The organism is Streptomyces spinosus (assembly GCF_020400655.1).
GTDB classification, from domain to species: Bacteria; Actinomycetota; Actinomycetes; order Streptomycetales; family Streptomycetaceae; genus Streptomyces; species Streptomyces argyrophylli.
The window spans coordinates 1-23,943 of sequence record NZ_JAINRC010000029.1 but is presented as its reverse complement, the minus strand read 5'-3'; the positions used below and the strand labels follow the sequence as shown (position 1 = coordinate 23,943).

The following is a 23,943-nucleotide window of genomic DNA, read 5'->3' as shown; positions in this document are numbered from 1 at the left end:
GCGGGGCCCATTCGGGCACCCATCGGCACCCTCCGCAGGAAGGTGGGCGTGCCATCATGCCTCTGACAAAAGTTCCTCGGGTGGACGATCCGCCGGCCCCGCCGCGTGACACTACCGGCAGGCGGGCCGACCGGGCACCGTCGGACGAGAACGAGGAGTTGCTGCACCGGATGGCGGCCTGCCCACCCGGGCAGGAACGAGAGGCGTTGCGCGAGAGGGCGGTACGTGCCTTCCTCCCGGTAGCTCGACGCCTCGCCCGACGGTACGGTGCTCCGATCGACAGTCGCGAGGATCTCTACCAAGTGGCCTGTGTGGGGCTGGTCAAAGCGGTCAATCGTTTTGATCCCCGATACGGCCGCCCGTTTCTCTCCTACGCCGTACCGACCATCGATGGCGAACTGAAGCGATATCTTCGTGACTGCACCTGGGACGCGCACGTGCCCCGCAGCATCCAGGAGAAGCACCGGCGGGTGCGCCGGGCCCAGGAGGAAATGACACGGGCGGGGCACAGCAATGGCGGCAGCGTGCCGGACCTGCACCGCCTGACGGGCATCGAGGAGGCCGAGGTACGGCTGGCCCTCCGTGCCGATCAGTCCCGCAACCCGCTGTCCATGGACACGCGGCGCAGAGAAGAGGATGCGCCTTCCCTGGCGGACGCCGTGGGTGACGAGGACCCCATGCTGGACCGAGTGGTCGACCGAATCGCGCTCAAGTCGCTCCTGCCGGAATTGCCGGTCAGGGAGCGGAGGATACTCGCCCTGTACTTCCTCGATTCCATGAGTCAGCGACAAGTCGCGGCCGTGGTGGGCATTTCCCAGATGCAGGTGTCGCGGCTGCTGGAGAAGTCCTGCGATTTCCTTCGCCGCAACCTGCTGTGCGACTGATCCGGCACTCTGGTGCGCGATGGGTCAGTTGCCCATACCGCTCTGCCACGAGGCCTTCGCGCGCTGCAACATGCCGTAGAGCACACAGACCGACCGACCCCGAACAGCAGGGCGGCCTCGCAGAGAAAAGCTGCTGGGACACAGCCCGGCTGGCCGCCACCGTGTCATCAGCAGTGCGCCGCCCTCCGAGCCGGCAGGCACCCGCTAAGGCGGCCGTCCTCATCCGGCGGGACGCCGTCCCGCCCGTCCCCGTGGGGGCGGGACGACGTCACGACCGCCAAGTCGACGGCCGCGGCCACGGCGGCCCGGCACTGGCGCCGCACGCGGTAGCGGGACGTGGTCACCGGACGCCGACCGGACTTCCCGGCACCGATGAATGATCACTGACCAGTGCGCGCGCCCGGCATCCCCGCGCTGTAGGCGATGTCGTGCACCACCCGGTGTCCGGGAACGTTGCCACTCAGGCTCCACCTTCCGAGAGGAAGGATGACCCGCCCACCGAAGGACTGCTCCAGGAGCAGTGCGCCGGCGGTGTAGAAGGCAGCCGCGCTCGACGCCACCAGCACCCATCCAGCGGCTAGGCGGACGCTGTGAAAGGCACCGATCTGGGCCGCGGCCAGCAGGCCGGATCCGGCGGTGAGCAGGATGAACGTGAGGAAGAGGCCCATGTTCTGGGCCAGTGCACCCGCGGCTCCGAACAGGGTGATCAGCCCGAGTGCGATCCACCAGAACCCCATCGCCTGGCTGGTGATGAGGAACGGTGACAGCGCGCCGGAGGCGGTCAGCAGCGTCATCAGACCCCAGGCCAGCCAGAAAGCTCCCCAGATTCCGTGCATGGCCGTGGCCAGGGAGTCACGGGCGCGATAGGCCCACATCCCGGCCAGCAGCTGGGCGACGCCGCCAAGAAAGATCGCGAACGGTGCGAGGACAACAGGCGAGGTGAGAGGGTTGCCCCACCACTCCGCGAGGTTCGAGGAAACGGTGAAGGTCGCCGCGGCGAGGCCGAACAGCCCCAGGATCGACGGTGCCGCCACTGGGGTGAGGACCAGCCTGCTTCGCGCCTGCCATGCCTCGTAGCTGTCGGGGTCTTCCACGGGGCCGGGTACAGGCGGCGGCTGAGCTTGCGAGGACATGAGGACTCCTTCGAAACGCGAGAGGCCGAAGGCATACCGGCCTCTCTGGGCCGTGGGTAGTCACCTCACGCCGCCGCCTGAAACGTCCGTTGCTCCCGGGCTACTTATCCTCGCCGTGGGGGACTCCCCTGCCGGACGGTGCGACCGCTGGACCGTCTTCGTCCGGTCGTCCGATCCCGAGCAGCACCGAAATGGTGGAAGGTGAACAGGTGCCCGGACGGGTGAGATCGATTTCGGAGCGGCCCTGCATGCGCCGCTGGGTCCGGGCAGGCTCCTGGGCTCTCTGCGCTCTCTGGCTCGCGGTACTGGCCGCCGCTGCCATATGGCTGGCGGTCCGCCTCACCCCGCTTCGAACGGTGACAGTAGCCGGCCAGACCGTGAAGGTGGGGGCGGCACCACCCGACTGGCGTATGTCCGGCCCCGGCGATCTCCAGTTGTTCGGCCAGACCCTGCCCACAGAAGCCACCTTCTCCGGCCCCATCCGTCCGCTGTTGAAGCTGACGCACATCACCGAGAGCAGCCAGGTCGCCCAATTGGTCCGGTCCGGCAACCATGAACAGCTGGAAATCACAGCAGGGCACAGTCTCGCATCGGGCTGGGTCCTCTACGGGGTGCAGGAAACGGCGGTGGCCGCCGGCATAATGGCCGTCGCCCTGCTGGCCTGGGCGGGGCTTCGCCGATTCCCGCGTCGGCGCACTCTGGGAATCCTGTTCTGCGGTGTTGCCGTGGTGGCGGTCGCCAATGCCACCGGCTTCTACCTCCTGGCGTCGCAGACACCCGACGCCCTTCGGCACGTGCACTCCCTGGCGGACCTGGTCGGCCGGAGCACGGCAGCGAACGTGCCGAGGACCGAGGGCCCCGATCTGACCGATGTCACCGCTGTGGTGCTCGGTGACTCGACCGCTGCGGGTACCGGCAACCGTCCTCTCGTCGACCCGGACGCCCTGGACAGGGCCTGTCGGCGCAGCGCGGACTCGTATGCCGGCGTTCTCGCGAGAACCAACGACAGGAAAGTGCTGAATCTCGGCTGTGCCGGGGCCACCGTTCACGACGGCATTCTCGGAGTACAGATCCTCGGCGACCAAGTGGCACCGCCACAGTTCGCCGAGGCTCAGCGGGCGACACGGGCAGGCGTCGTGATCGTGAGCGTGGGCGCCAACGACGTGGGTTGGGCGGATCTGGTGCAGCTCTGCGCGAAAGCGCCCTCGTGTGACGACAAGGCCTCCACCGCGTTCTTCCAGAACCGGCTCAGCCGTTTCGCCCTTGACTACCGCAGTCTCCTTCACCATCTGGCAGGTATGCCGCAGCACCCCAAGGTTGTGGTGAACGAGTACTACGACCCCTTCGGCAGCGATGTGAGCTGCCTGCGAGGTGAGGGCCTGACGGTGGCAAAGGTCCGAGTACTGCGCGCCCGCCTGTCCGTCCTGAACGATGTGCTGCGGGAGGGAGCCACGAGCCGGGGCTTCACGGCGGTACGACCGGACTTCACAGGTCACGAGCTGTGCAGCGCCCAGCCGTATGTGCAGGGACCAACGGACCGCGCCCCGCTGCATCCCTCGGCCGCCGGGCAACTGGCCATCGCGGTCGCGGATCAGCGGGCCCTCTCACGATGAGCATCCGACGGCGCACCACCACGACCGTCGTGACATACGCTCCGAACGTTTTGCCCCCCGGTTCCCCGTAAACACAGGAACTGTGACTGGCGACCCGCCTCCTCGGCGCAGCGGCCCGGCGTGCCGAGTGGAGTGCGCACACCGAGTGGTGGCAGCGCCCCGGCTCGGCGCCGGCCCAGAAGCCGTGGCGGTGGACAGTACGGCTCGCCGGGCTTACGTGGCGTGCTCCCGTGACAACGCGGTCGTCAGTGTGGATCTCGACCAGTTCGCTCCGGTATGGCGTGCCGAGGCGGGCAAAGAGCCGATTCCCATCGTCCTGGATCTGCCGAGCGGACGCCTGTTCACAGCCGACGCCCGCTCGGACACCGTGACGGTCCTCAACGCCGACAGCGCCGCGCGTGTCGTACAGCTCCACATCGGGCAGGGCGCCTACCCGGCCGGCCTGGGACACGATCCGGAACGACGGCGGATCTTCTGCGGCAACACCGCGGCCGGCACGATCACCGCCATCGACGCCGACCGTCTGGAGGTCATCGGCACCATTCCCGCCGAGCTCGGAGCGGGGAGCATCGCCGTGGACAGTGAGCGGGGACACGGATACTGCGCGAACTTCATGGCCGGCTCGCTGACGGTTTTCGACACGGAGACCCTGCGTCCCCTCGGTCGGATCACTGTCGGCGAAGGACCGTGCAAGACGATCGCCGATCCCCGGGCCGACCAGCTGTACGTGGCCGGCTCCCTGCACGGCACAGTGCTGCGGCTGTCGCTCGCGACAGCGCGCCCGCTGGGTGAGATCCGGGTCGAACGAGCACCGGTGGGCATGTGCGTGACACCGGACGGCAGCCGGTTGTACGTCTGCAACAGAGGAGCGGGGACCGTCAGTGTCGTCGACACCGCCACAGGGTCGGAAACCCACCGCATCACCGTCGGCAACGGTCCCGGTGACTGCGGGATCGACGCCGCCTCGGGGCGCCTGCTGGTTTCCAACGCCGGAAGCGGCACGCTGACCATGGTGGACGCGCCGTGGCTGCCCGGTGCGGCGAAGCCGCCGACCCATCCGGCTGTAGGCAGGCCGATCCCCCAGTTCGCTCTGCCGGATGCCCGCACGGGTGAGATCCGTACGACGAGGGAGTGGGCGGAGAAGAGGTACGTGATCGACTTTTTCGCGAGCTGGTGAGGCCCCTGCAATGCGGAGGCTCCGGTCATCAAGGACCTGCGCCGCCGTACCGCCCGGTCCGGGCTGGAATTCATCCATATCAACGTGTGGGAAACGCACCACGCTCGCGACGAAGCGCTCGCTTTCGCCGACGTGTGGAACGTGGCGGGACCGGTCCTGCTCGACGAGAGCGGCGACTACGCCGCCGCTCTCGGTATCACGGGCGTCCCTACGAACGTACTCGTGGACGCGCGCGGGATCGTGCGGGCTGTCGGCGCGGTGACCCCGGCCGAGCTGGAGCAGGCCGTGGCCGATCTTCTGAAGGAGCAGACGTGAACTCCTCATCGTCCGAACCCGGGGGCCGCTCTCCTGACCCCAGACCAACCCCGCGGGACGACGCGGGCTCCCGGCGAACCGGTGATCACCGGACACGGGTCACACTCGTCGTCGCGCTGGTGGCGAACGTGCTTATCGCGACTGCCAAGGTGATCGGCGGCCTGTTCGCACACTCCCCCGCGCTGCTGTCCGAAGCGGCCCACTCCCTGGCCGACAGTTTCAACGAGGTTTTCCTGCTGGCCGCGCTGCGCCGCAGCCGCCGCCCCGCAGACCGCTGCCACCCCTTCGGCTACGGCAAGGAACGTTTCCTCTGGTCCCTCCTCGCCGCCGTCGGCATCTTCGTCACAGGCCACTGCTTCTCCGTCTTCCAGGGCGTACGCGCCCTGGAAGACGGAGCCGACGAGACTTTCAACGGGTACGTAACCGGGCTGACCGTGCTCGGTGTCGCGCTGTGCGCGGAGGGCGCCTCTCTCCTACGCGCTCTGCTCCAAGTACGTCGGCACAGCGGGAAGGGGCTGCGCGATCCAGCTCTGCGCACGGTCGTCGCCGAGGACGGTGCCGCCGTACTCGGCGTGTCACTCGCCCTCCTCGGCATGGGTTTGCACATGGTGACCGGATACGTGGCCTGGGAGGCGGCTGCGTCGCTCTCGATCGGGGCTCTGCTCATCTACGTCGCTTACCGCTTGGGCCGTGACGCACGGGAGCATTTGATCGGCGAGGCGGCGTCCCCGGAACTGAGGGATCGAATCCGCTCGTTCCTCCGCGCTCAGCCGGAGATCGATGCCGTGAGCGAGCTGTTCACGATGCAGATGGGTACCGATTCCACGCTCGTCGCCGCCCGGATCGATCTCACGCCGGGCCTGGACAGCGAACGGGTGGAGGAAGTGGCCAGTCGCATCAAGAGCTCCTTGAGCCGGCGTGTACCCGAGGCGGACCAGGTCTTCCTTGACATCGAGGACCGCTCACGAAGAGATCTGCGGGCCCCCGCCATACCGGACAGGACCGGTGGAGCGTCAGGCCGCGCGGAACGGCGGCTGCGGTGGCGGATGGTCCGTGTGGTGATGAGGGACGGCTCGTTTCACAGCTACATCACCGGGTGACTCCCCTCCCCGGCGGCAACGCGCACCACCGATCGTCGTCGTCGGCAGCCGACCGTTCGACTCCCAGAGGCTCTCCATGCGCTCCCCAGCAGCCCTTGTCCCTTGTGATCACAACGCGGGGGACTTCTGCTCAGGCTGTCTGGACCCGCTGCTGCGCGATCTCGTCGCCTGTCCGCCCGGCCCCGGGCGATCCCATCTGCGCGAGGAGGCTATTCGCCTGCTGCTGCCGTTGGCCCAGCGGGTGGCGCGGCGTTTCCGCCATCGGGGAGAGGACATGGACGACCTCATCCAGGTCGCGTCACTCGGCTTGGTGAAGGCCGTAGACGGATACGACCCCACGCGGGGGCACGCCTTCCTTTCCTACGCCGTACCTACGATCGTCGGGGAGCTCCAGCGGCATCTGCGCGACCGAACCACCGTCGTACGCCTGCCTCGGCCGGTGCAGGAGGCACGTGGACAGGTCTTCCAGGCGTTCGAGGAACTCGAGCAGCGACTGCGTGGGCGTACACCGACCAGCGAGCAGATCGCCAAGCACACGGGACTCGACGTGAAACGCGTCGAGGCGACACTGCGTGCGGTACGAGAGTGCAACACCACTTCCCTGGACGCGGAGCCGGACGACGGCGAAGGCACCTCACTCGCCGCCCTCCTGGGTCGCGACGACCCGGCTCTCGACCGCGTGGTGGACACGGTCGCGCTCGCCTCCGCCGTGCGCGACCTGCCCGAGCGAGAGCGACACATACTGCATCTGCGGTTCTTCCGAGACTTGACCCAACTGCAGATAGCGAGTGCCATCGGCCTCTCCCAGATGCAGGTTTCCCGGATCATCAGAAGCTGCGTCGAACGACTCCGCCAAGCGTTGTCGGACCACGTCCCCGTGCATGATCAGTGCCGGTCGCAGCGTCGTCCGGCAGGCCGATCGCGCAAGCCCCGGCTTTCGCACCCTACGAACGTCATGGTGACACCGGCCGAGCAAGCGCCCACCCGCCGTCGTCGGCGGAGCCGGAACTCAGTGACCAGCGCGGCCGGCCGGGAAACGCACACCATGGTGCTGAGACCAGCAACGCGGCGACGAAGGTCGCCGCATCGCCTGGTATCCACGTCACTCGACGTCGTGCGCACCGTCCGGAAGCATCGACGCCCTGGGCTCCGCTGTCACCTTCGCGCCCCTTGGGCAGCCATGCCGTGGCGAATGACCTACGGCACCCGTCGAGATGTCCGCCTCACGTCTCGCGAAAGGCGTGTGAACGTGCTCGCGCGGCCTCCGCCCGAAGCGGCACGAACAGGGAGTAAACCTCCCTTAGGCGGTGTCATCCGGCGGCGCCTCGTGCAGGGGCTTACGTGGCTGGTCGAAGCGCATCTGGAGCTTCTGAACCCCTTGAACGCCTCGGTCGCGGCGTACGACCTGCCGGCGCGCCGGTCCGCGAGGCTCAGGTGCACCCGGTCTGTGAAAGGCGTCAGCAGACTGCGCGGCCACGGGGGCGTGCATGCCGGGGGACCGCCCAGATCTTGTTGAGGGCGTACTTCGCGGCCTGTGCCACGCCGAGAGAACCGTGGAGGCTGCCCGTGATGCCCACGGCGAGCGCAACCCACTGCTGTGGAAGGAGTGGATGACCGGGAACTGGCCCCAGTGTCGAGTCCGTGATCCGCTGGCGCAGAACGGGATCGTCGCCGAGGATCGCCGTCATCGCATCGCCCGCCACCCGCCGTGTTCGTTGTGCCAGGCGATGGCACGCCTGATCTCCCTCTCGTCCAAGCCGGTGCGGCACTCCAGCTCCATGAATGTGAGGACCGGCGGGCCACTGGTCAGGACTCGGTCGACCTTCGCCGCCCAGAGTTCCTCCTGGGTGAAAGGCCGTCGCTGATAGGTCTTCCTCAACGCGGCGAAGTGTTCGGTGCTGCACGCCGTGATGAGCCGCAGGCCGTCGAACCAGTCGTTGCGAGGACTGACGGACGAGGAGTCGGGCACGTATCCGCGTACGGCCTCGTCCTGGGGGAACGTCGCCGCGCAGACGTCACACAGTTCAAGACGGACCGCGCGGACCCGCTTCTTCCGGCGCTTCCACATATCGCTTCGCCTCCCCTGAGGTCGCGTGCTGGGCGATGTCACATCCGTTCTTTCAGCCCGGCCCTGACCAGCCAGGCGTTCACAGGCCACGCGGTGAAGAAGCCGATCACCATCGACACCTGCATCATCATCCAGTACGCGGCCGATGTCTTCGGCAGGCCCGGGGAGAAGATGACGTCCTGGTACACCCACATCGAGAGGAAGAGACCTACCTGGAAGGCGACAATCGAAAGGGTGTCGGCTTTGATCGCGGCACGGATTCCTTCCGCTCGGCTCATATCCCGCATCGGCGCGATAGTGAAGTACTGGAAGACCACGCCAAGCGTCCAGGCGAAGACGAAGTCCAGGACGAAGTCCGCGTAGAGAGACTTCCCCGCGATGGTCAAGCCCGTGGCGAACACGATCCACTCGCCGACGATGTCACCGAGCGTGCAGCCGGCACCGCAGTGACTGACCGCCTTGGACATCACCTGCCACTCGGGCAATCGCTCGGCGTCCGGTTGCCCTCGTTCCTCGATCACGGGCTGTGCGTCTTTCCTCCCGTGCACCCAGTAGAACCAGAGCGCGACCGGCCCCCAGTACAGAGCGGTGATCGGATACACCAGGTTCATGATCCACATCTTCTGGCGGTAGCCCCTCCCGATGTCGGCCAGGATGAGCAACGCGCTCAAGAAGGCGAGACCAAGGCTCAACCAGCCGATCGCCTCGATCCAGCCCGCAGGGGTGCTGTGGGGCTCCAAGGAACTCACCTGCCATTCTGTGGAGGTCCGACCGCGTGCCCGGCCTGAGTACCCGGGCCGAAACACACCACCGCGATCCACCACAGCGTGTGCCGACGGGCAGTTGGCGCGGAACAGCGCTGCACAACGCCGTGCTGAAGCGCGCCGAAGACAAAAGCCATCGCTCCTGCAGTGTGGGAAGGCGACAAATCGGCCACCCAGTGAGAGTGACCGTCAGCCCTTTTACTCTCCTCCCCGCCCGTGCACGGCCGGTGCCGCTGCCGCTGCCGGCCCGAGTGTTCGCCCCATCTCATGCTTAGCGCCTTGCTGGCCGTCCTCGCAGCCACCTGCAACGCCCTTGCCTCCGCGCTTCAGCGCAAGGCCGCACGGGAGGAGCCCGCCGAGGAGAACCTGTCACTGCGCCTGGTGTGGCACCTACTGCACCGTCCGGTGTGGTTCGGCGGCATTCTGTTCATCATCGTCAGCTTTCTGCTCCAGGCGGTTGCCCTGGGTGCCGGAAGCATCTCCGTGGTGCAGCCGCTTCTCGCTCTGGAGCTGCCGGCCGCACTGATACTGTCCGCCGTTCTGCTCGGTGGCCGGCTGGGTCGACGGGAGTGGTGGGCGTCGACGGTGATGGCGGCGGGGGTGGCGGGGCTGATCATGGCCCTGGGGCCGAGTGGCGGGACGACCTCCTCCGTTTCCTGGGTGGGTTGGCTGCTCGGCGGCGCTACCAACGTGCTGGTGATCCTGATCGGGTTGTTGTGGGCACGCAGCGCGTCGGGGCCGCGCCGGGCCGCGGTCCTGGGAGCGACGACCGGGTGCGCCTTCGGGCTGACAGCCGCCCTCATGAAGGGCATGACGGACGTGTTCTCGCACGGCCTGGCCGCCCTGTTCACCAGCTGGCAGCTGTGGGCCATGATCGCCGCCGGCGCGTGTGCCATGTTCCTGTTGCAGTCGGCGATGCACGCAGGACCCCTGCTGGCAGCCCAGCCCGGCCTCACCATGGCCGACCCGGTGATCGCCATCCTCTGGGGGACGCTGATCTTCGAGGAGAACGTACGGGGCGGCCCCTTCATCGCCCTGGCAGTGCTGTCCGCCGCAGCGGCTGCCACCGCGGTGATGGTCCTGTCGCGCTCGCCTCTGCTGAGTGGCGGCCAGGACGAGGACGAGAACCAGGATCCTGGCCGGCACAGCAACTCTGAAGCAACGCGCGCGAGGGACAGATGAAGGCACCGAAACCCGCGCGACTCATGGAGCGAGGACTTCAGGCTCTCGGCGGTCCGGCCCGGGCCAGAGTCGTCCTCACCCTCGCCGCCACCTTGGCAGTGGACGGCGCGGACAAGGGCACCGTCTCGGCCATGGCGGCTCAGCTGAAGCACACGTTCGACCTCAGCAACACCGAGATCGGACTGCTGGTGTCGGTGGTCGCCCTGTCCAGCGCCGTGTTCACCGTCCCCGTCGGGCTGCTCACCGACCGCACACGCCGTACACGGCTGCTCGCCGTCAGCGTGGCTCTGTGGGCCACGGCGATGCTCATCGCAGGGATGAGCACCTCGTACGGGTGGCTGATCTCCTCACGCGCGGCGCTGGGAGCGGTCAGCGCGACTGCCGGACCTACCATTGCCTCACTGATGGGCGACTACTTCCCCATCAAGGACCGAGCACGGATGTACGGCCTCGTCCTGGCGGGGGAACTGGCCGGGACCGGACTGGGTTTCGCGCTGTCGGGGTCTATCGGCTCCTTTCTCAGCTGGCGGTTCGCCTTCTGGTGGCTGGTGATTCCGGCCGGCGCTCTCGTCTTCTTCCTGCACCGTCTTCCCGAGCCCGAGCGTGGTGGGATGTACGGTCCGCAGCACTCGCCGGGTGGATCGCGGGAGGCTGCACGGCCGCCCGGACCCCGTCGCCAAGACGAGGACTTGGCCGCACGTGCGGTACGGCGGGCCGAAGTGGAACCGCACGGTCGACTCGTCATCGACTCGGATCCGCGCAAGGCGCCCACATGGTGGTCGATCCGCTACGTCCTGCGGGTCCGTACCAACGTGGTCCTGATCCTGGCGTCCTCACTCGGCTACTTCTACTTCACCGGACTACGCTCGTTCGCCATCCTCTTCTCCACCGGCCACTATGGCATCACCACCTCCGTGGCCACGTCCCTCGTACTCGTCGTCGGCATCGGTGCACTGGCCGGCGTCCTGTCCGGTGGACGCGTCGCCGACCGGTTGCTGCGTGACGGAAGGGTGAACGCCCGGGCCCTGGTGCCCACCGTCTGCATGCTGGCGGTGCCCTTCGTCGTCGCGCCGGCCTTGTACGCCGACTTCCTCGGCGCGGCCCTGCCCCTGCTCGTCGTCGGCACACTGCTGCTGGGGGCGGCGAACCCGCCGCTGGACGCCGCTCGCCTCGACATCCTCCCCCCACTGTTGTGGGGGACGGGCGAGGGAGTGCGGACCATGCTCCGAACCTTGTGCGAAGCCGTCGCCCCGACCCTGTTCGGCTACTTCTCCACCGCCGTCTTCGCCGGGGACGGCGGCAACAGAGGTACCGGCCTGGAGTACACGCTGTTGTTCTTCCTGCTCGCACTGGTGGGCGCGGGACTGCTCGGACTGGTGGCCATGCGCACCTACCCCCGTGATCTGGCCACCGCTCAGGAATCCACCAGACGGATCGCGGACGCCGTGTCGCGCCAGCAGGCCCATGGGGACTGACTCTCAGCAGTTGTGGTCGCCGGGGCAGGGGTACCCCGCCCGGAAAACGATCAAGGAGGTGGCATGACGCTCCACGCACGGTCCGTGGGCGGTGTAAGGCCTGCTGTGCCGGGTCGCAGCTCTCCGCGTGGAAGGGAGCGATCCTTATGACACAGGATGTGGTCTCCCTGGGCTGGGCGGTTCTGGTGGTCGGAGCGGTCATGGCCGCCGCGCTGGCGCTGCACCCGCTGAGCCGGCGGACACGGGTGCCCGCTCCTGCCTTCTTCCTTCTCGCCTCGGCCGTGGTCTCGGATTTCGTACCGGGCCTGCGCGGCATTCCCATCGAGACCGTGCAGCGGGTCGTCACCATCGCGCTCATCTTCGTGCTCCTCGACGGCGGCGCGTCGCTGGGCTGGCGCAAGCTGCGGCGCTCCCTGGCGGCGGCCTCCTGGTTGGGACTCGCGGGGACGGTCCTCATCGCCGGCGCAATCGGGTCGCTGGCGCACCTGCTGCTCGGCTTCTCCTGGCACCCCGCGCTGTTGCTCGGCATCGCCCTGGCCCCCACCGACCCGGCGGCCGTGTTCTCCGCGCTCGGCCGCAAGGAGATCAGCGGCCGCACCGGTGTGCTACTGGACGGAGAGGCGGGTCTGAACGACCCGGCGGGGATCGCCCTGCTTGCGGGCGTTCTGGAAATCGGCGGGCGGTCAACCGGGGCCGCCGTCGGCCACGTCGCCCTGGTGTTCCTGGAGCAGATCGCAGTCGGAGCGGCAGTCGGTGTCGGGGGCGGTCTCGCCCTTCTGTACATCCTGCGGCGCATCCATTTGCCGGGGCAGGGGTTGTACTCGCTGGCCGCGCTGGCGGGTGCTTTGGTGATCTACGGGCTCGCGACCGTGGCTCAGGGATCCGGATTCCTGGCCGTATTCGTCACCGGCACGGTGGTCGCGGATCGAGGAGTGCCCTTCGAACGCGAGATCGAGCGCTTTCACGATGCCCTCGCCAGCCTCGGAGAGATCGCGGCGTTCACCGCACTGGGTCTGACCATCACCTTGAGTGACTTCGACAAACTCGATGCGTGGGGGCACGGCGCCGTCATGGCCGTCCTCGCCCTTCTGGTGGTCCGGCCCGCCGTCGTGATGCTGCTGCTGCAGCCCGTCCGGCTACGCACCGGTGAACGGTTCTTCCTGTCGTTGGCCGGGCTCAAAGGCGCGGTGCCCATCCTGCTGGGGAGCTTCATCGTCACCGGCCACGAAGCCGCCGGCCGCTCCGTCTACGCCATCATCTTCGTCGTCGTAGCGGCATCCATCCTCGTCCAGGGCACGCTCATCCCATGGCTTGCCCGACGCTGCGGTGTCCCTCTACGGGAGGCCCCGCCTCTGAGGCCGTGGCCCCTCGGCGTTCGGTTCAGGAAGCCGCCTGCCGGTGTCCACCGTTACGAGGTCCAGGCGGGCGCCGAGGCCGACCAGGCCGACGTGCACGATCTGGGGCTGCCGGACACGGTGTGGGTCGCCCTCGTCATCAGGAACGGTGCGCTGCTGAAGCCCGGTGCCGGAACCCGTCTGAAGGCCGGTGACGAGGTCGTCGTACTCACCGATGTGGAGTCTGATGAGTTCACCGGCACGATCGCGGAGTTCTTCGAGGCTCGGTGACGACGGCGACGACCGACCGCTCCGTTCGGACGGTCGGCGTCACCGGGCTCAGCCAGCTCTCACCAGACGGCCGGCCGTGCTGCTTCGTCACATGAAGTTGCGTGTATGCAGCTGCGAGAGGTCCGCCGCCTCGTCGTCGGTGAAGCCCAGCCGCGACAGGCGGTGGCGCCGCCCCTCGTCCATATCCGCCCGCAGCCGCTGCACCGCCCGCCATCCGCGTTCGATCGCCGTCGGCGACCAGGAACCCGCTGCGAGCAGCACCAGGGCGTCGAACACGTCCGTGTTCAGGCCGGCGGTGTGCACCAGTACCTCGTGGCGCCGTTCCACAGCGGCTCGCAGACGGCCCCGCAGAGGAGGGTCGACCGTGCTGCGGTGCTCCAGGTGGCCCAGCCCGAACGCGACGTGCCGGGCCTCGTCCTGGCGGACCAGGTGGGTGATGCGCCGCGTCACGGGATCCGGTGCGTACCGTTCCAGGAAGGCGAGGAGGTTGAGGAAGCTCCCCTCGCCCAGCACGGACAGCAGGAAAGAGGCGATGGAGAAGTCCGGTTCCCTCAGAAGGGTCGCCAAGGACGCGCGGCCGCCCACCGACGAGGTGCCCATCTCCCCGCCCCTGAGCAGCGCTCGGCGTGTGAAGACCTCGACGTGCCTGGCTTCGTCGGCTGCCTGGACGGCGAGCAGCTGGAGCACCTCGCGGAAGTGCGGGTGCACCTGCGCCAGCAGCCGCCCAGGCACCACCAGGGCAGCCTGCTCGTTCTCCACCAGGAAGGTCATCACCTGCACGACGGCCCTCTCGATCCCGTCGGGCAGCGAGAAGGGGGCGTCCCACGGGACGGCGGTGTCTGGGTCCCACTGGGCGGCGGTCGCCTGGCGGTAGAGTCTCGGTGCGAGGTCCGTCCAGGCCGTGTCACGGTCGGCCACGGCGAAGTACACCTCCGGACCGCCCTCCTCGACGAGTGCGCCCCGCGCCGCCAGGCCCCAGTGCAGCGGAGGGCGACGCACAGCGCCGCCGGGTCCGGCGCTGCCGGCCCTGTCGGCACCTTCCCAGCGGGTCGTGACATGTGCGCCCGGCGTGACATGCGCACATAGCGGTGCCTGATCGGGCGGTGCAGGGGTCACGAGGTGTCCCTCACGACGGCACCAGACGGTCAGCTGGTAGAGCAGGGCCGGGTGGGTGCCCCACACGGCGACCTGCCGGTCTGGTGCGGCTTCTTCGAGCGCCCGCCGCAGCAACAGGTGTGCTCCCTGATCGAAGCCCAGTCCCGAAAGGTCTAGCCGGACTACGGCGGCGGGCCGCGGACGGGCTGTCATGGCCGATAGCCGACGGCTGTGACCCGGCCGTCCGGGTCGTAGAAGCCGGTGGCGTCGACAGCGTCCGTCAACTGTGCGAAGCCGGTCTCCCGTGCGGGGACCCAGCGGGTGAGGCCTTCGAGATCGAGCAGGTGCCGCAGCTCCGGGTCCGCGTATGACATCGACAGCAGCAATGCAGTCAACTGCTGGCCCGCCCCGGCGGTGAGCGTGGGCCCCGCGGCGAGCACGCAGTGGTCGTAGGGGGCGGTTCGGGTCAGTACCCGCGTGCTGCCCGGAGGGAAGGTGCCGTCCTGGGCGAAGGCGAGATGGTTCGTGTCAGTCATGCAGGTGGCCTCCACTCGGCCGGCCAGCAGGGCGCGGGCCCCTTCCCGTTCCCCGCCGATGTGATCGCCGTGCATCCCGACGCCGGTGTCATGGCGTACGACGCGCAGCCCGGCATCGGCATCGACTCCGAGCTCGCGCAGGTGGTGCAGGGGGATGAGGGTGGCCTGCGGAGAGTCGATCGCGCCGACCGCCACGGTCTTGTCCTTGAGGTCTCCGACCACGGCGGCAGACGAATCCGCCCTGACCACGATGACCGAGGTCAGGTCCTGGTCGGTGTCGCGCATGACCAGTGGTCGCACGTCGACGCCTGCCGCCCGGGCCAGTCTGCGGGTGCGCACCCAGGCCAGCGGCGAGTGCCAGGCCACGTCGATACGACCGCCGACCAAGTCCTCGGCCTGCCGTTCGTAGTGTGCGTAGAGCACGAAGTCGAACGCCAGCTGCCGGGCCCGCAGCCAGGAGCGGAACCCGCTCCAGATGGTCACCACTTTCGGGTCGTAGGCGACTGCGCCGAACACGAGCGGATTCACCGGGCCTCCTCGAACATCGACAGGTCCAGTGCGATCCGTCCGCAGAAGTCGCGAAGTGCTTCGGTAGTCGGTGCCATGACGCGTGCTGCCAGCGCGTCCCTGAAGCGGCGCTCCACGCCCAGGTCGCGGCGGAAGGCGCTGCCCCCGCACAGTCGCATGGCGCCGTCCGCCACTTCGGCGGCAGTCTCGGCCGCGAGCGCTTTGACCTGGAGGACACGCAGCTTCGCGTCGGGCCGGCCGGTGTCGAGTGCGGCGAGGGTGTCGTTCAGGAAGGCGCGGGAAGCATCGGCGCGCAGCCGCAGCGAAGCGTATTCGTGACGCGCGACAGGCTGCTCGGCCAGACTCTGCTGAAGGTGGTCAAGGCGGGCGGTACGGAGGTGCTTGGCGGTAAGGGTGAGGAGCACCTCGCTCACCCCCGTACAGAAGGCGGCGCTCAGCACGAGGAAGCGGGGCAGCACCAGATCCAGGGCAGTGGCGAGGCCCTCGCCGTCGGTGCTCAGCCGGGCCGTCTCCGGAACGCGTACGTCCTTGGCACTCACCGGGCTGGAGGCGTTGCCCCGCAGACCGAAGCCGTCATAGTCTTCGCCGACCTCAAGGCCCGGGGCGTCGGTCGGCACCAGCCACAGGGTCATGGGTCCCGCCGCGCTAAGTGGCCGGCTCGACCATACATAACTGTCGGCGACCCCTGCCGAGGTGACCCACGACTTCTGGGCGTTCAAACAGACGCCGTAGGCGCCGTCCGGAGACGCGGTGCCGACGGGCGCCCAGAAGTGGCTGCGCGAGCCCCTCTCCGAGAAGGCCAGGGTGGTCAGGTGCCGCCCGTCCGCCACGGCCCGCCGCACCTCGTCCGGGCCGTGCGCCTCGATGACGGCCGCAGCGGCGTAGTGCATGAGCAACACCATGGCGGTGGAACCGCAGGCGCCGGCCAGCCGCTCGACGACCGCGGCGGCCTGCCGCAGACCGGCTCCTGCCCCGCCGTCCTCGCGTGCGCTGAGCAGGCCCAGCATTCCGGCGGCGGCCAGCGCCCGCAGGCCCTCCCTGGGAAAGCTGGCCTCTTGGTCGACCTGTCGGGCGAGCGGTGCGATGACATCGCGGATGACGTCGTCCAGGCGTTCAAGAGTGCCTTCTGTCGGCGCGGCGCGTTCTGTGCGCGGCATGGCTGCTCCTCGGCGGTCGGGCTGTTGTCACTCTCCGTCCACCTAATCACTGTGCGTAACCGACCTCATGCTGACGCACCGCAGCGGGCCGGCAAATCAGCTTTCCAGTGCGGGACTCATACCTGGGTTCCCTCGACAGGATGCTGCGACACACTCTCCATCAAGCCAGCACCGTGGGGTGACGGCGGACTGGACACTGCGCCCGGGGCCGACCTCAGGCAGCGTTTCGGAACAAGGCGGTCCGGTTACGCCATCTTTCCCGAGGAGAGGGAGAAGTCATGGCAACCGGTGGTCGGCGAGTTCTCTGCGTGTCCCCCCGCTATGCCTGTTCGTTCGGCACGTTCGATCATGCCTTCACCCTTACCGGAGCGAAGGCGTTCATGCCACCGCAGGGCATTCTGGTCATCGCTGCCTGGTTCGGCGCCCGGGGATGGCAGGTCCGTGTGGTCGACGAGAATGTCCGCCGGGCCACTACTGCGGATCTAGAGTGGGCCGAGGTCGTCATGGTCACAGGGATGCACGTGCAGCACGACGCCATCACCGATGTGGCGGGCCGGGCCCGGAAGGCAGGCGTGATCACCGTGCTCGGCGGTCCGTCGGTGTCCGCGAGTCCGCACTGGTATCCGGAACCGGACGTTCTGCACATCGGGGAACTGGGTGACGCCACAGTAAGGTTGGCCGAGCGGTTGGAAGAGGACATTGCGCCATCGGTACAGCAGGAGATGTACCGGACCGCGCACCGTCTGCCGCTGGGTGAGTTCCCGGTGCCGGCGTATGACCTGATCGATCTGAACGACTACTTCATCGCGAGCATCCAGGCGTCCTCCGGCTGCCCCTTTCAGTGCGAGTTCTGCGACATTCCCGAGCTGTACGGCAGAGCCCCGCGCCTGAAGTCATCCGTACAGGTGATCAGGGAGCTCGATGCGATTCTCGGAGCAGGGCGTCCGGACGCCGTCTACTTCGTCGACGACAACTTCATCGCCGATCCGCACGCGGCACGCCGACTGCTGCAGGCTCTCGTCATCTGGCAGGAGGCGCATGGGTACGCTCTCGACTTCGCCTGCGAGGCGACTCTCAACATCGCAAAGCGCCGGGACCTGCTGGGGCTGATGCGGCAGGCCCGGTTCACCACGATGTTCGTCGGCATCGAGACACCCGACGAGACAGCCCTGGAAGCCATCAACAAAAGACACAACCTGCGGTCGCCCATTCTGGAAGCGGTGGCCACCATCAACGAGCACGGCATCGAGGTGGTCTCCGGCGTCATCCTCGGCCTCGACACCGATACCGCGAGTACCTACGACAGTGTCTGCCGTTTCATCGACGCCAGCGGCATCCCCCTGCTCACCATCAACTTGCTGCACGCGCTGCCGCAGACCCCTCTGTGGCGCCGCCTGGCCGCAGAAGGCCGACTGCTGGACGACCCGGGCCACCGGCAATCGAACGTGAAGTTCCGGCTGCCCGAGCACGTCGTGTCCGAGGGTTGGCGCCATGTGATCTCCCATGCCTACGAGCCACACCGTCTGTACCAGCGGTTCGCCCGCCAGGTCCGTCACACGTATTCGAATCGGCTGTCGGTAGCAGCCTCGCCCTACCGCCGCAGCCCGCGGGCGCTGAGGCGGGGTCTCCGGATCGTCGGCCGGGTGCTGTGGCGGTGCGGCGTACGCGCCGATTACCGGCGCGAGTTCTGGCGACTGGCGTCCGTGGCGCTGCGGGCCGGTGACGTCGAAGGACTGATCAGTGCGGCCGTGGTCGGCCACCACCTGATCACTTTCGCCCGCGAGGCACTGGCAGGACGCGCCGAACGCGCCTTCTACGCCCCGCCGCGTGCCCTCACCGGTGCCCAGGCCCGGAAACCGGCTGCCGATTCGTGAACGGACGTGATCTCCGGCGCCAACGCTGAGGACCGCTGCGTCGAACGGCTCCGGCGGAGCCGGGAGACGCGACCTGAAGAGCGTCGACACACTTTCTCCACTGCCCGTACCCGTTCAGCCCTGGCTCGCGCCATGTAGGACCGCCGTACTCCTGACCGGCTGCGGCATGGGATCCGCTGACCCAGGCGCTCAACGGCCCGACTCGCACCAGCGCCAGTAGTCCCGCTGGATGTGGTCTCGCGCGGCGGGCGGGCCGTGGCCTTCGTACCCGTCACGCAGACCGGTGAGCGGCAGCCCATCACAGGTGTCGTGGGCACCGAGACGACGTCCGTGGTGCGCCTGCCTGTCTGGAAGGCGGGTCAAGTCAGCTGGCCGGCAGCGGTCGCCCCGGTCATCCACTTCAGGACTCCCCAGCGCGGCGAAAGATCCAAGGGTTGCTCGGCTCCGCCTACTGAGTCACTCCGGCTCGATCACCGTGAACTATCGGGGCCGGACGCTCCAGTCGCCGTCTGGCTGGCATGACCTCCAGCTCACCCCACCCCAGCGGAAGTCGGGCAGAACCAGGCTTCAGCCCGTCTCCGAAGGACCGACCGTCTCGTAGCCCGAGCGCTGCACATGGACCTGCATCGACGCGGAACCCGACTTGGAGAACCGCACCGTCAGCTTGACGTAGTCACCAGCGCGCAACTCTTCGTGGATGCCACGCAGCAGCAGATGAGGGCCGTCCCGATACATCTGACGTGCCTCGTGCGGCGGCAGCTCCACCCCGCCCGGGAGGCTCTTGCCCTGCTGGTCAACGATTGCCGTGGAGTCCGCTGCCGGTGACGAGGCAGCCACCAGACGGTCGGACCGCTCGCCCTGGTTCAAAACCCACAGATATGCCGCTACATCGGAGCCCTTGGCCCACACTCCGTCGTCCGGTTCCGCAATATGCGCGTAACGGATGGCCAGACTGTTCACGTCGGCCGTGGCTCCTGGAGCGTTGTGCGTCTGGGCGGCGCCTCCCCCGCACGCCGTCGCGAAGGCAAGCATCGCCACACAGAGCCGCATGGCCCGGGCGGAGGCCCGCCCACCGGTCTGCGGGCGTCCTGCCCGCCGGTTACTTGTTGAACAGGTTACGTGCCGGTAGCTCATGGGTCGGGAGTACCCGCGATCCCTGCCGCGCTCGTCAGGCCGGCCGGAATTCATCCCGCCGGCCCATGCGGCGCGGCACCCCGAACCGGCCGACCGGTCTTCCACCGTGAACGCGCATGGGCGCGGAAAACCGCCGTATCGGCGCTCTCAGGGCGACATCGACTGCTCGGCCCGCCATGCCAGTCGGTCAAGCCGGGCCTGCTCCTCTGCCGGGAACGACTGCTCCGCCACAGTGACCCGCAGGCGCCGGAGATAGGTCGCCAGGGCGGCCGGGCAGTCGGGTCGGACGACCCACGCGACCTCATGCAGCAGCGCAAGGAGCCGGGCGAGCACCTCGGGCTCGCCCGCCCCGTAGCGCAGCGGCTGCCCCACGGCCAGATCCAGCAGGTCGGGCAGGTCCGGACGGTTCAGCAGGACCCGTAGCCGGCGATCGCCGTCGTAGAGCGCACGAGGGCCGAGGCGGTGACGTGCCAGCTCACACAGCAGAGCCGAGGAGTGTGAGAGGGCGTGAACGGCCGTGGTCGGGTCGTTCACGCCGGGCGACAGTGCCTTGAGGGCCACGTCCGTGAACTGACGGAGAGCAAAGGCCACGTCCTGTTCGTCGGTGCGTTCGTGCCCCGTCACGATCGCTTCCGCTGCGCGTCGCAGCAGCCGGTCTCGGGTGTCAGGGCAGAGCGGGGCACGTTCGCGTGACCACGCGCTGCCACAGGGTGTTCCGGCGACCAGGGAACTGCCGGGCAGGCGGTCGACGAGGACGACGGCGTCGGCATCCATGGCTGCCCGCAGCAGGGCGTCCTCGTCCACGGCCGCGAGGAAGCCGGACCGGGCAGCGAGCAGCGGCAGAGCTTCCCCAGGCGGCCGAGGCGATGATGCCGGTTGGTCCCGTTCGGCCCCCTCGTCGCCGAGGACCCTGTCGACGGTGCGCTCGGCGTCTTTGTGGACAGCGATCAGCATGATCTCCGCCCGTAGTTCGCGCACCAAGTGGGAGAGGAACACGACGAGACACATGACGCTCGCCAGCGCCAGGACGAAAGCCACGCTGACCGACATCTGCGGCACGAACTCCGTTCCGGAGGCGTCACCGGTGCGCACCGTGCGCAGAACGGTGAGGGCATAGGTGAACGCCGTCAGCAGCAGGGCCAGCGTCACCTGCACGTAGGGATCGGCGGAGAAGGTACGCAGCAGACGGGGCGAATACTGGCTGCTCGCCATCTGGAGCGCGACCACCGTGAGCGAGAACGTCAGCGCCGTCACCGTGATCAGTGAACCGGCGATGGTCTGGAGGACCGTACGGGCAGCCTCCGCACCGCCGCCGAAGAGCAGTCCGGTGACGCGTGGCGGCACGCTGTAGCCGAGGCTTCGGTCGAGTTCCGGCAGGCCTACCCCGGCGGCGACCGCCAGGGCGACGCCCAGAGCGGGCAGCGGCCACAGTCGCGAACGCAGACCTTCGTACGTGCGTCTCACGAGGTCACACGACGGTTCCGTCGAGTGGACGGCCTCTTGCGGCACCGGCCCTTGCTAGGGCGGTTCCCGGCATGCTCAGCCTCCTCTGACCACGACCGCGTACCCGCCGACCCCCAGCAATCGCTCGCCCGCGATTTCCTCGTCGGTTGCCATGAGCCGCTGAACGCGTCCGGTCGTGCCGTCGAACTCGACGTCGACGATCTTGCCCAGGCAATGGCCGTCCTCCGTGATCACCGGCTTGCCCATGGGATCACGCCGACTCTCGAACTCGTCATCCTGGACATCATCACCGCCCTCGCCACCGGCGCGCACGGTGACCGCGTCCGGGCCGAAACTTTCCACCTGCCGCCACGCAAGCACATCCCGGGGTCCGCGTCCCTTCAGCTTCAGCGCCGTCACCCGGGCAGGCGCGGAAGCTACGGACAGCGCGGCCAGGGAGCCGAGAACCTCCGCCTCGGTGAGACCGACTACTCTGCGGCCGTTGGCTTGACTGAACAGCATCATTCCTCCTCCAGGCGGTGGCGCAGACCTCGCGCCGCCTCGGCAAAGCCCGCGAGGTCACCTGCGGCGAAATCCACCACGGCGTCCGGCACGACGACCATGTCCCCAGAGACACCCACCGGCCTGAGGACCGGTAGCAGCACCCGCCTTCGCGGCGGGCCGGAAGACTCGACCTCATAGCCCGCCACCACCGGCTGACGGCTCCCCTCGATGATCACGTCGACCACCTTGCCGAGCTCGGTGCCCTTTACGGTCAACGCCGTCGCACCCATGACGTCGCCCCCGCCGGGGACACCGACCGCGGGCTGGTCATCGCCGGACAGTGCCGTTCCGTCCCGGATCACCACCGCATCCGGGCCGAGGCCGTGCACCCGGCCCGCGGCAAGTGTCTGTTTCAGTGGCCCGGAGAACAGTCCGCGTCCGGCCAAGGTGAAACCGCGAACACTGCCGTCGGCGGCTTCGAAGAGGATGTCCTTCACCTGGGCGACGTCTTCGCCGTCGAAGGTCACCACCGGCTTCTTGACGAGTTCGCTCGCCCTGACGTATCGAGTCATCGCCGACCACCCCGTTCCCCTTCGCCGGGCCGCTGCCCGCCGCCCGCGATCACTCCGCCTCTGCGGCGCCGTGCCTGCGTCACCAAGGCCGACGCGATCAGTACCGCAAGCACCACCACGGCCACGATGAGCCAGCCCCACCACTCCATGTCCGCGCCTCCGGTCGGTCCGCTGAGAGCATCCTCGGCCTCCGAGTCCCCGCACCGTCGTTCAGCCAACCATCGCCGCAGGAGTTGGACAGCAGGGAGGTCGTCGTCGGGCACCAGTGCGGTGGGCGCACGCCGGGACGTTGGCGTTGAGTCTGTCTTGGGCGCCATGGCTACTACGCCGCCATCGCCCGCCTCGCTGTCGTCGGCGGAGCGACTGCGGTCATGGCGGTCATGGCTTCCTGAGGGCAGGGAGGGATGGGGCCACGGCGGTCAGGCGACCTCGTGGTGCCGGATGCCGAGTCCGCGTGCACTGCCATCGACTTTGCCGTACTCCGGCAAAGACTCCTCTCCTTCATGGCCCGCTCTGGTGCGGCGCCCAGCGCGTTCGCGCCCCTCGTGAGGGGATCCGAAAGACAGCGAGCCCGGTGCATGCGTCCGGTCACTCGCTCGCCATTCGGCGGGCGACGCGCTCTGAGCATGGACCGGCTCAATCGGAGAGAGGATGAAAGCCATGCCCACGCAAGAGAGAAGCGCTGAGGACGTGACGTGCCTGGTTCTGCTGGAGCACATCACCGCCACCGCGGACGCCACCCGGAAAATGAACCCGCCCGATGCGGCGACGGCCCTCAATAGACTCGCCGCGGCCTATGTGCTGCTTGTAAATCAGCCGTATGGCCAAGACGGCATGCCACTCGGTGATAGTCCGACGTCTGTCGAGGGGCCACCGCCATGACGACCGCTACGGCGTGCCGGTCTCGCCCGCCGCGGTGAGCCTCCGTCGTCTCTGGCGTCGACTGGGTGACCGGCAAGCGCGGACGACACCGAAAGTGCGCCACCCGTAACGGCCGTTTCTTCGGGCCCCAGCCGGGTGGACGCTCTGGGCCCCCTGATCGTGCTCTCCATCCGGACGCGGCGGGCGGGCCCGGTCAATAGCGGACGGCCTTCACCACCTCGGCAGTGGTCTTATCAGGCAGTTCCCGATGGCTCCGGGCCTCTGCACGGGCGGTACTCCCCGGACGGACGGAGGGGAGGGTGACGACGACAGCGTCGACCAGGTCGCCGTGCTTGCCGTTGAAGTTGACCTGGACGGCGTAGGAGTCGGTGTCCTTCCCACTGTTGGTCACGATCACGCGTGCGACGGCGTGACCGCTGTTGTCGACGTGTATCTCCTGGATCTTGGCGTCATCCGTGGCGACGATCCCGTTGCGGATGTCCCGAAGCCGGTTCGCTGCTTCGGAGGCCGCGGACTTGACGGCGGACGGCGCCTCCGACGGAACGACGTTGTCACCCGAGCATCCCGCAAGCGAGAGCACCAGCGCGGCGACGGCGGTGCCCGCCATGCCGACCAGAGTCCCGGGTCGAGAAGGATGTGTCATGGTCTCTCCCCTTCCAGAAGCCTGCGCCGGCCGCTGCCGTCCCGGCCCCGTCCTGAGTACCCGTGCTCGCCGGCACCGTCTCGGGAGCACGGGTGGCCTGCTGTCGCCTTGGTGACTTTGTTCGCGAGACCGCCAGCAGATGTTCACCACTTCGGGAGGCACCGCAGTCAGCGACTGTTCGAATGCTGTGACGCGGCTGATAGTGGCCATCTCGATCCGCAGGTTGGTCATCACCCCGT

General features: G+C 68.3%; 22 protein-coding genes. 11 read left to right on the top strand and 11 right to left on the bottom strand.

All coding sequences use genetic code 11. The annotated features are described in order from the left end of the window. The first annotated feature begins 80 nt into the window (after positions 1 to 80). A complete protein-coding gene (locus LG395_RS37655; protein ID WP_225813587.1) occupies positions 81 to 884 on the top strand; it encodes a sigma-70 family RNA polymerase sigma factor in 804 nt (267 codons plus the stop codon). Positions 885 to 1,264: 380 nt separating this feature from the next. Here LG395_RS37655 and LG395_RS37650 read toward each other — a convergent pair whose 3' ends face one another. Beyond that, positions 1,265 to 2,017 carry an acetate uptake transporter gene (locus tag LG395_RS37650; protein ID WP_225813586.1) on the bottom strand — a complete coding sequence of 251 codons (753 nt, stop codon included), beginning with the start codon at positions 2,015 to 2,017 and terminating at the stop codon, positions 1,265 to 1,267. A 248-nt stretch (positions 2,018 to 2,265) separates the two neighbouring features. Between LG395_RS37650 and LG395_RS37645 the strand changes: the two genes are divergently transcribed. The 5 genes from LG395_RS37645 (at position 2,266) to LG395_RS37625 (ending at position 7,738) form a co-directional block, all read left to right on the top strand. After that, complete coding sequence (locus tag LG395_RS37645) at positions 2,266 to 3,630, top strand: SGNH/GDSL hydrolase family protein (RefSeq protein WP_225813585.1); 1,365 nt, start codon at positions 2,266 to 2,268, stop codon at positions 3,628 to 3,630. Continuing rightward, positions 3,536 to 4,807 (top strand): YVTN family beta-propeller repeat protein, encoded by a 1,272-nt coding sequence (locus LG395_RS41560; RefSeq protein ID WP_372463518.1) that lies wholly within the window; start codon positions 3,536 to 3,538, stop codon positions 4,805 to 4,807. The genes LG395_RS37645 and LG395_RS41560 overlap by 95 nt, the downstream gene beginning before the upstream one ends. 27 nt (positions 4,808 to 4,834) lie before the next feature. Beyond that, positions 4,835 to 5,122, top strand: coding sequence for a TlpA family protein disulfide reductase (locus tag LG395_RS37635; RefSeq protein ID WP_225813662.1), 288 nt, complete (start codon positions 4,835 to 4,837; stop codon positions 5,120 to 5,122). Continuing rightward, complete coding sequence (locus LG395_RS37630) at positions 5,119 to 6,222, top strand: cation diffusion facilitator family transporter (protein WP_225813574.1); 1,104 nt, start codon at positions 5,119 to 5,121, stop codon at positions 6,220 to 6,222. Before LG395_RS37635 ends, LG395_RS37630 begins: the two co-directional genes overlap by 4 nt. A gap of 76 nt (positions 6,223 to 6,298) precedes the next feature. Beyond that, positions 6,299 to 7,738 (top strand): SigB/SigF/SigG family RNA polymerase sigma factor, encoded by a 1,440-nt coding sequence (locus LG395_RS37625; RefSeq protein ID WP_225813572.1) that lies wholly within the window; start codon positions 6,299 to 6,301, stop codon positions 7,736 to 7,738. A gap of 168 nt (positions 7,739 to 7,906) precedes the next feature. Here the strand turns inward: LG395_RS37625 and LG395_RS37620 are convergent, their stop codons facing one another. After that, the gene (locus LG395_RS37620) at positions 7,907 to 8,290 is read right to left on the bottom strand and encodes a hypothetical protein (protein WP_225813570.1); all 384 of its coding nucleotides are present in this window, start codon (positions 8,288 to 8,290) and stop codon (positions 7,907 to 7,909) included. Positions 8,291 to 8,328: 38 nt separating this feature from the next. Further along, the gene (locus LG395_RS37615; RefSeq protein WP_225813568.1) at positions 8,329 to 9,039 is read right to left on the bottom strand and encodes a DUF4396 domain-containing protein; all 711 of its coding nucleotides are present in this window, start codon (positions 9,037 to 9,039) and stop codon (positions 8,329 to 8,331) included. A 294-nt stretch (positions 9,040 to 9,333) separates the two neighbouring features. Between LG395_RS37615 and LG395_RS37610 the strand changes: the two genes are divergently transcribed. From LG395_RS37610 to LG395_RS37600, 3 genes are all read left to right on the top strand, one after another. Then, entirely contained in the window at positions 9,334 to 10,236 is a 903-nt protein-coding gene (locus tag LG395_RS37610) for a DMT family transporter (RefSeq protein ID WP_263983522.1), read from the top strand. A 23-nt stretch (positions 10,237 to 10,259) separates the two neighbouring features. Continuing rightward, positions 10,260 to 11,711 (top strand): MFS transporter, encoded by a 1,452-nt coding sequence (locus tag LG395_RS37605; RefSeq protein ID WP_225813564.1) that lies wholly within the window; start codon positions 10,260 to 10,262, stop codon positions 11,709 to 11,711. Between the two features lie 146 nt (positions 11,712 to 11,857). Then, positions 11,858 to 13,336 (top strand): cation:proton antiporter domain-containing protein, encoded by a 1,479-nt coding sequence (locus tag LG395_RS37600; protein ID WP_225813561.1) that lies wholly within the window; start codon positions 11,858 to 11,860, stop codon positions 13,334 to 13,336. Positions 13,337 to 13,423: 87 nt separating this feature from the next. Here the strand turns inward: LG395_RS37600 and LG395_RS37595 are convergent, their stop codons facing one another. The 3 genes from LG395_RS37595 to LG395_RS37585 all read right to left on the bottom strand — a co-directional run bounded on the left by LG395_RS37595 (position 13,424) and on the right by LG395_RS37585 (position 16,652). Next, positions 13,424 to 14,335 carry a ferritin-like domain-containing protein gene (locus LG395_RS37595; protein WP_225813559.1) on the bottom strand — a complete coding sequence of 304 codons (912 nt, stop codon included), beginning with the start codon at positions 14,333 to 14,335 and terminating at the stop codon, positions 13,424 to 13,426. A 305-nt stretch (positions 14,336 to 14,640) separates the two neighbouring features. Further along, positions 14,641 to 15,495 carry a phosphate/phosphite/phosphonate ABC transporter substrate-binding protein gene (locus tag LG395_RS37590; protein WP_225813557.1) on the bottom strand — a complete coding sequence of 285 codons (855 nt, stop codon included), beginning with the start codon at positions 15,493 to 15,495 and terminating at the stop codon, positions 14,641 to 14,643. Continuing rightward, positions 15,492 to 16,652, bottom strand: a complete 1,161-nt coding sequence (locus tag LG395_RS37585) for an acyl-CoA dehydrogenase family protein (RefSeq protein ID WP_225813555.1) — start codon at positions 16,650 to 16,652, stop codon at positions 15,492 to 15,494. The genes LG395_RS37590 and LG395_RS37585 overlap by 4 nt, the downstream gene beginning before the upstream one ends. 278 nt (positions 16,653 to 16,930) lie before the next feature. On the opposite strand from LG395_RS37585, the gene LG395_RS37580 reads away from it, so the two are divergent. After that, positions 16,931 to 18,526 carry a B12-binding domain-containing radical SAM protein gene (locus tag LG395_RS37580; RefSeq protein ID WP_225813553.1) on the top strand — a complete coding sequence of 532 codons (1,596 nt, stop codon included), beginning with the start codon at positions 16,931 to 16,933 and terminating at the stop codon, positions 18,524 to 18,526. Between the two features lie 567 nt (positions 18,527 to 19,093). On the opposite strand, the gene LG395_RS37575 is transcribed toward LG395_RS37580, so the two are convergent. From LG395_RS37575 to LG395_RS37560, 4 genes are all read right to left on the bottom strand, one after another. Beyond that, complete coding sequence (locus LG395_RS37575) at positions 19,094 to 19,486, bottom strand: copper chaperone PCu(A)C (protein WP_225813551.1); 393 nt, start codon at positions 19,484 to 19,486, stop codon at positions 19,094 to 19,096. A gap of 321 nt (positions 19,487 to 19,807) precedes the next feature. Then, positions 19,808 to 21,124, bottom strand: coding sequence for a DUF2254 domain-containing protein (locus tag LG395_RS37570; protein WP_225813549.1), 1,317 nt, complete (start codon positions 21,122 to 21,124; stop codon positions 19,808 to 19,810). Positions 21,125 to 21,199: 75 nt separating this feature from the next. Continuing rightward, on the bottom strand, positions 21,200 to 21,628 hold the full coding sequence (locus tag LG395_RS37565; RefSeq protein WP_225813547.1) for a PRC-barrel domain containing protein: 429 nt from the start codon (positions 21,626 to 21,628) through the stop codon (positions 21,200 to 21,202). Beyond that, positions 21,625 to 22,179 carry a PRC-barrel domain-containing protein gene (locus LG395_RS37560; protein ID WP_225813545.1) on the bottom strand — a complete coding sequence of 185 codons (555 nt, stop codon included), beginning with the start codon at positions 22,177 to 22,179 and terminating at the stop codon, positions 21,625 to 21,627. Before LG395_RS37560 ends, LG395_RS37565 begins: the two co-directional genes overlap by 4 nt. Before the next feature lie 660 nt (positions 22,180 to 22,839). Here LG395_RS37560 and LG395_RS37555 point away from each other — a divergent pair. Then, complete coding sequence (locus tag LG395_RS37555) at positions 22,840 to 23,061, top strand: hypothetical protein (RefSeq protein ID WP_225813543.1); 222 nt, start codon at positions 22,840 to 22,842, stop codon at positions 23,059 to 23,061. 193 nt (positions 23,062 to 23,254) lie between these two features. On the opposite strand, the gene LG395_RS37550 is transcribed toward LG395_RS37555, so the two are convergent. Then, positions 23,255 to 23,668: a hypothetical protein gene (locus LG395_RS37550; RefSeq protein WP_225813541.1), complete on the bottom strand. Its 414-nt coding sequence runs from the start codon at positions 23,666 to 23,668 to the stop codon at positions 23,255 to 23,257. Between the last annotated feature and the right edge of the window lie 275 nt (positions 23,669 to 23,943).

Bases quoted from the DNA above. Each gene is read 5' to 3' on its own strand.
- LG395_RS37650 (WP_225813586.1), bottom strand. From the start codon at position 2,017: ATGTCCTCGCAAGCTCAGCCGCCGCCTGTACCCGGCCCCGTGGAAGAC.
- LG395_RS37645 (WP_225813585.1), top strand. From the start codon at position 2,266: ATGCGCCGCTGGGTCCGGGCAGGCTCCTGGGCTCTCTGCGCTCTCTGG.
- LG395_RS41560 (WP_372463518.1), top strand. From the start codon at position 3,536: ATGTGCAGGGACCAACGGACCGCGCCCCGCTGCATCCCTCGGCCGCCG.
- LG395_RS37625 (WP_225813572.1), top strand. From the start codon at position 6,299: ATGCGCTCCCCAGCAGCCCTTGTCCCTTGTGATCACAACGCGGGGGAC.
- LG395_RS37620 (WP_225813570.1), bottom strand. From the start codon at position 8,290: ATGTGGAAGCGCCGGAAGAAGCGGGTCCGCGCGGTCCGTCTTGAACTG.
- LG395_RS37605 (WP_225813564.1), top strand. From the start codon at position 10,260: ATGGAGCGAGGACTTCAGGCTCTCGGCGGTCCGGCCCGGGCCAGAGTC.
- LG395_RS37600 (WP_225813561.1), top strand. From the start codon at position 11,858: ATGACACAGGATGTGGTCTCCCTGGGCTGGGCGGTTCTGGTGGTCGGA.
- LG395_RS37585 (WP_225813555.1), bottom strand. From the start codon at position 16,652: ATGCCGCGCACAGAACGCGCCGCGCCGACAGAAGGCACTCTTGAACGC.
- LG395_RS37580 (WP_225813553.1), top strand. From the start codon at position 16,931: ATGGCAACCGGTGGTCGGCGAGTTCTCTGCGTGTCCCCCCGCTATGCC.
- LG395_RS37565 (WP_225813547.1), bottom strand. From the start codon at position 21,628: ATGATGCTGTTCAGTCAAGCCAACGGCCGCAGAGTAGTCGGTCTCACC.
- LG395_RS37560 (WP_225813545.1), bottom strand. From the start codon at position 22,179: ATGACTCGATACGTCAGGGCGAGCGAACTCGTCAAGAAGCCGGTGGTG.
- LG395_RS37555 (WP_225813543.1), top strand. From the start codon at position 22,840: ATGCCCACGCAAGAGAGAAGCGCTGAGGACGTGACGTGCCTGGTTCTG.
- LG395_RS37550 (WP_225813541.1), bottom strand. From the start codon at position 23,668: ATGGCGGGCACCGCCGTCGCCGCGCTGGTGCTCTCGCTTGCGGGATGC.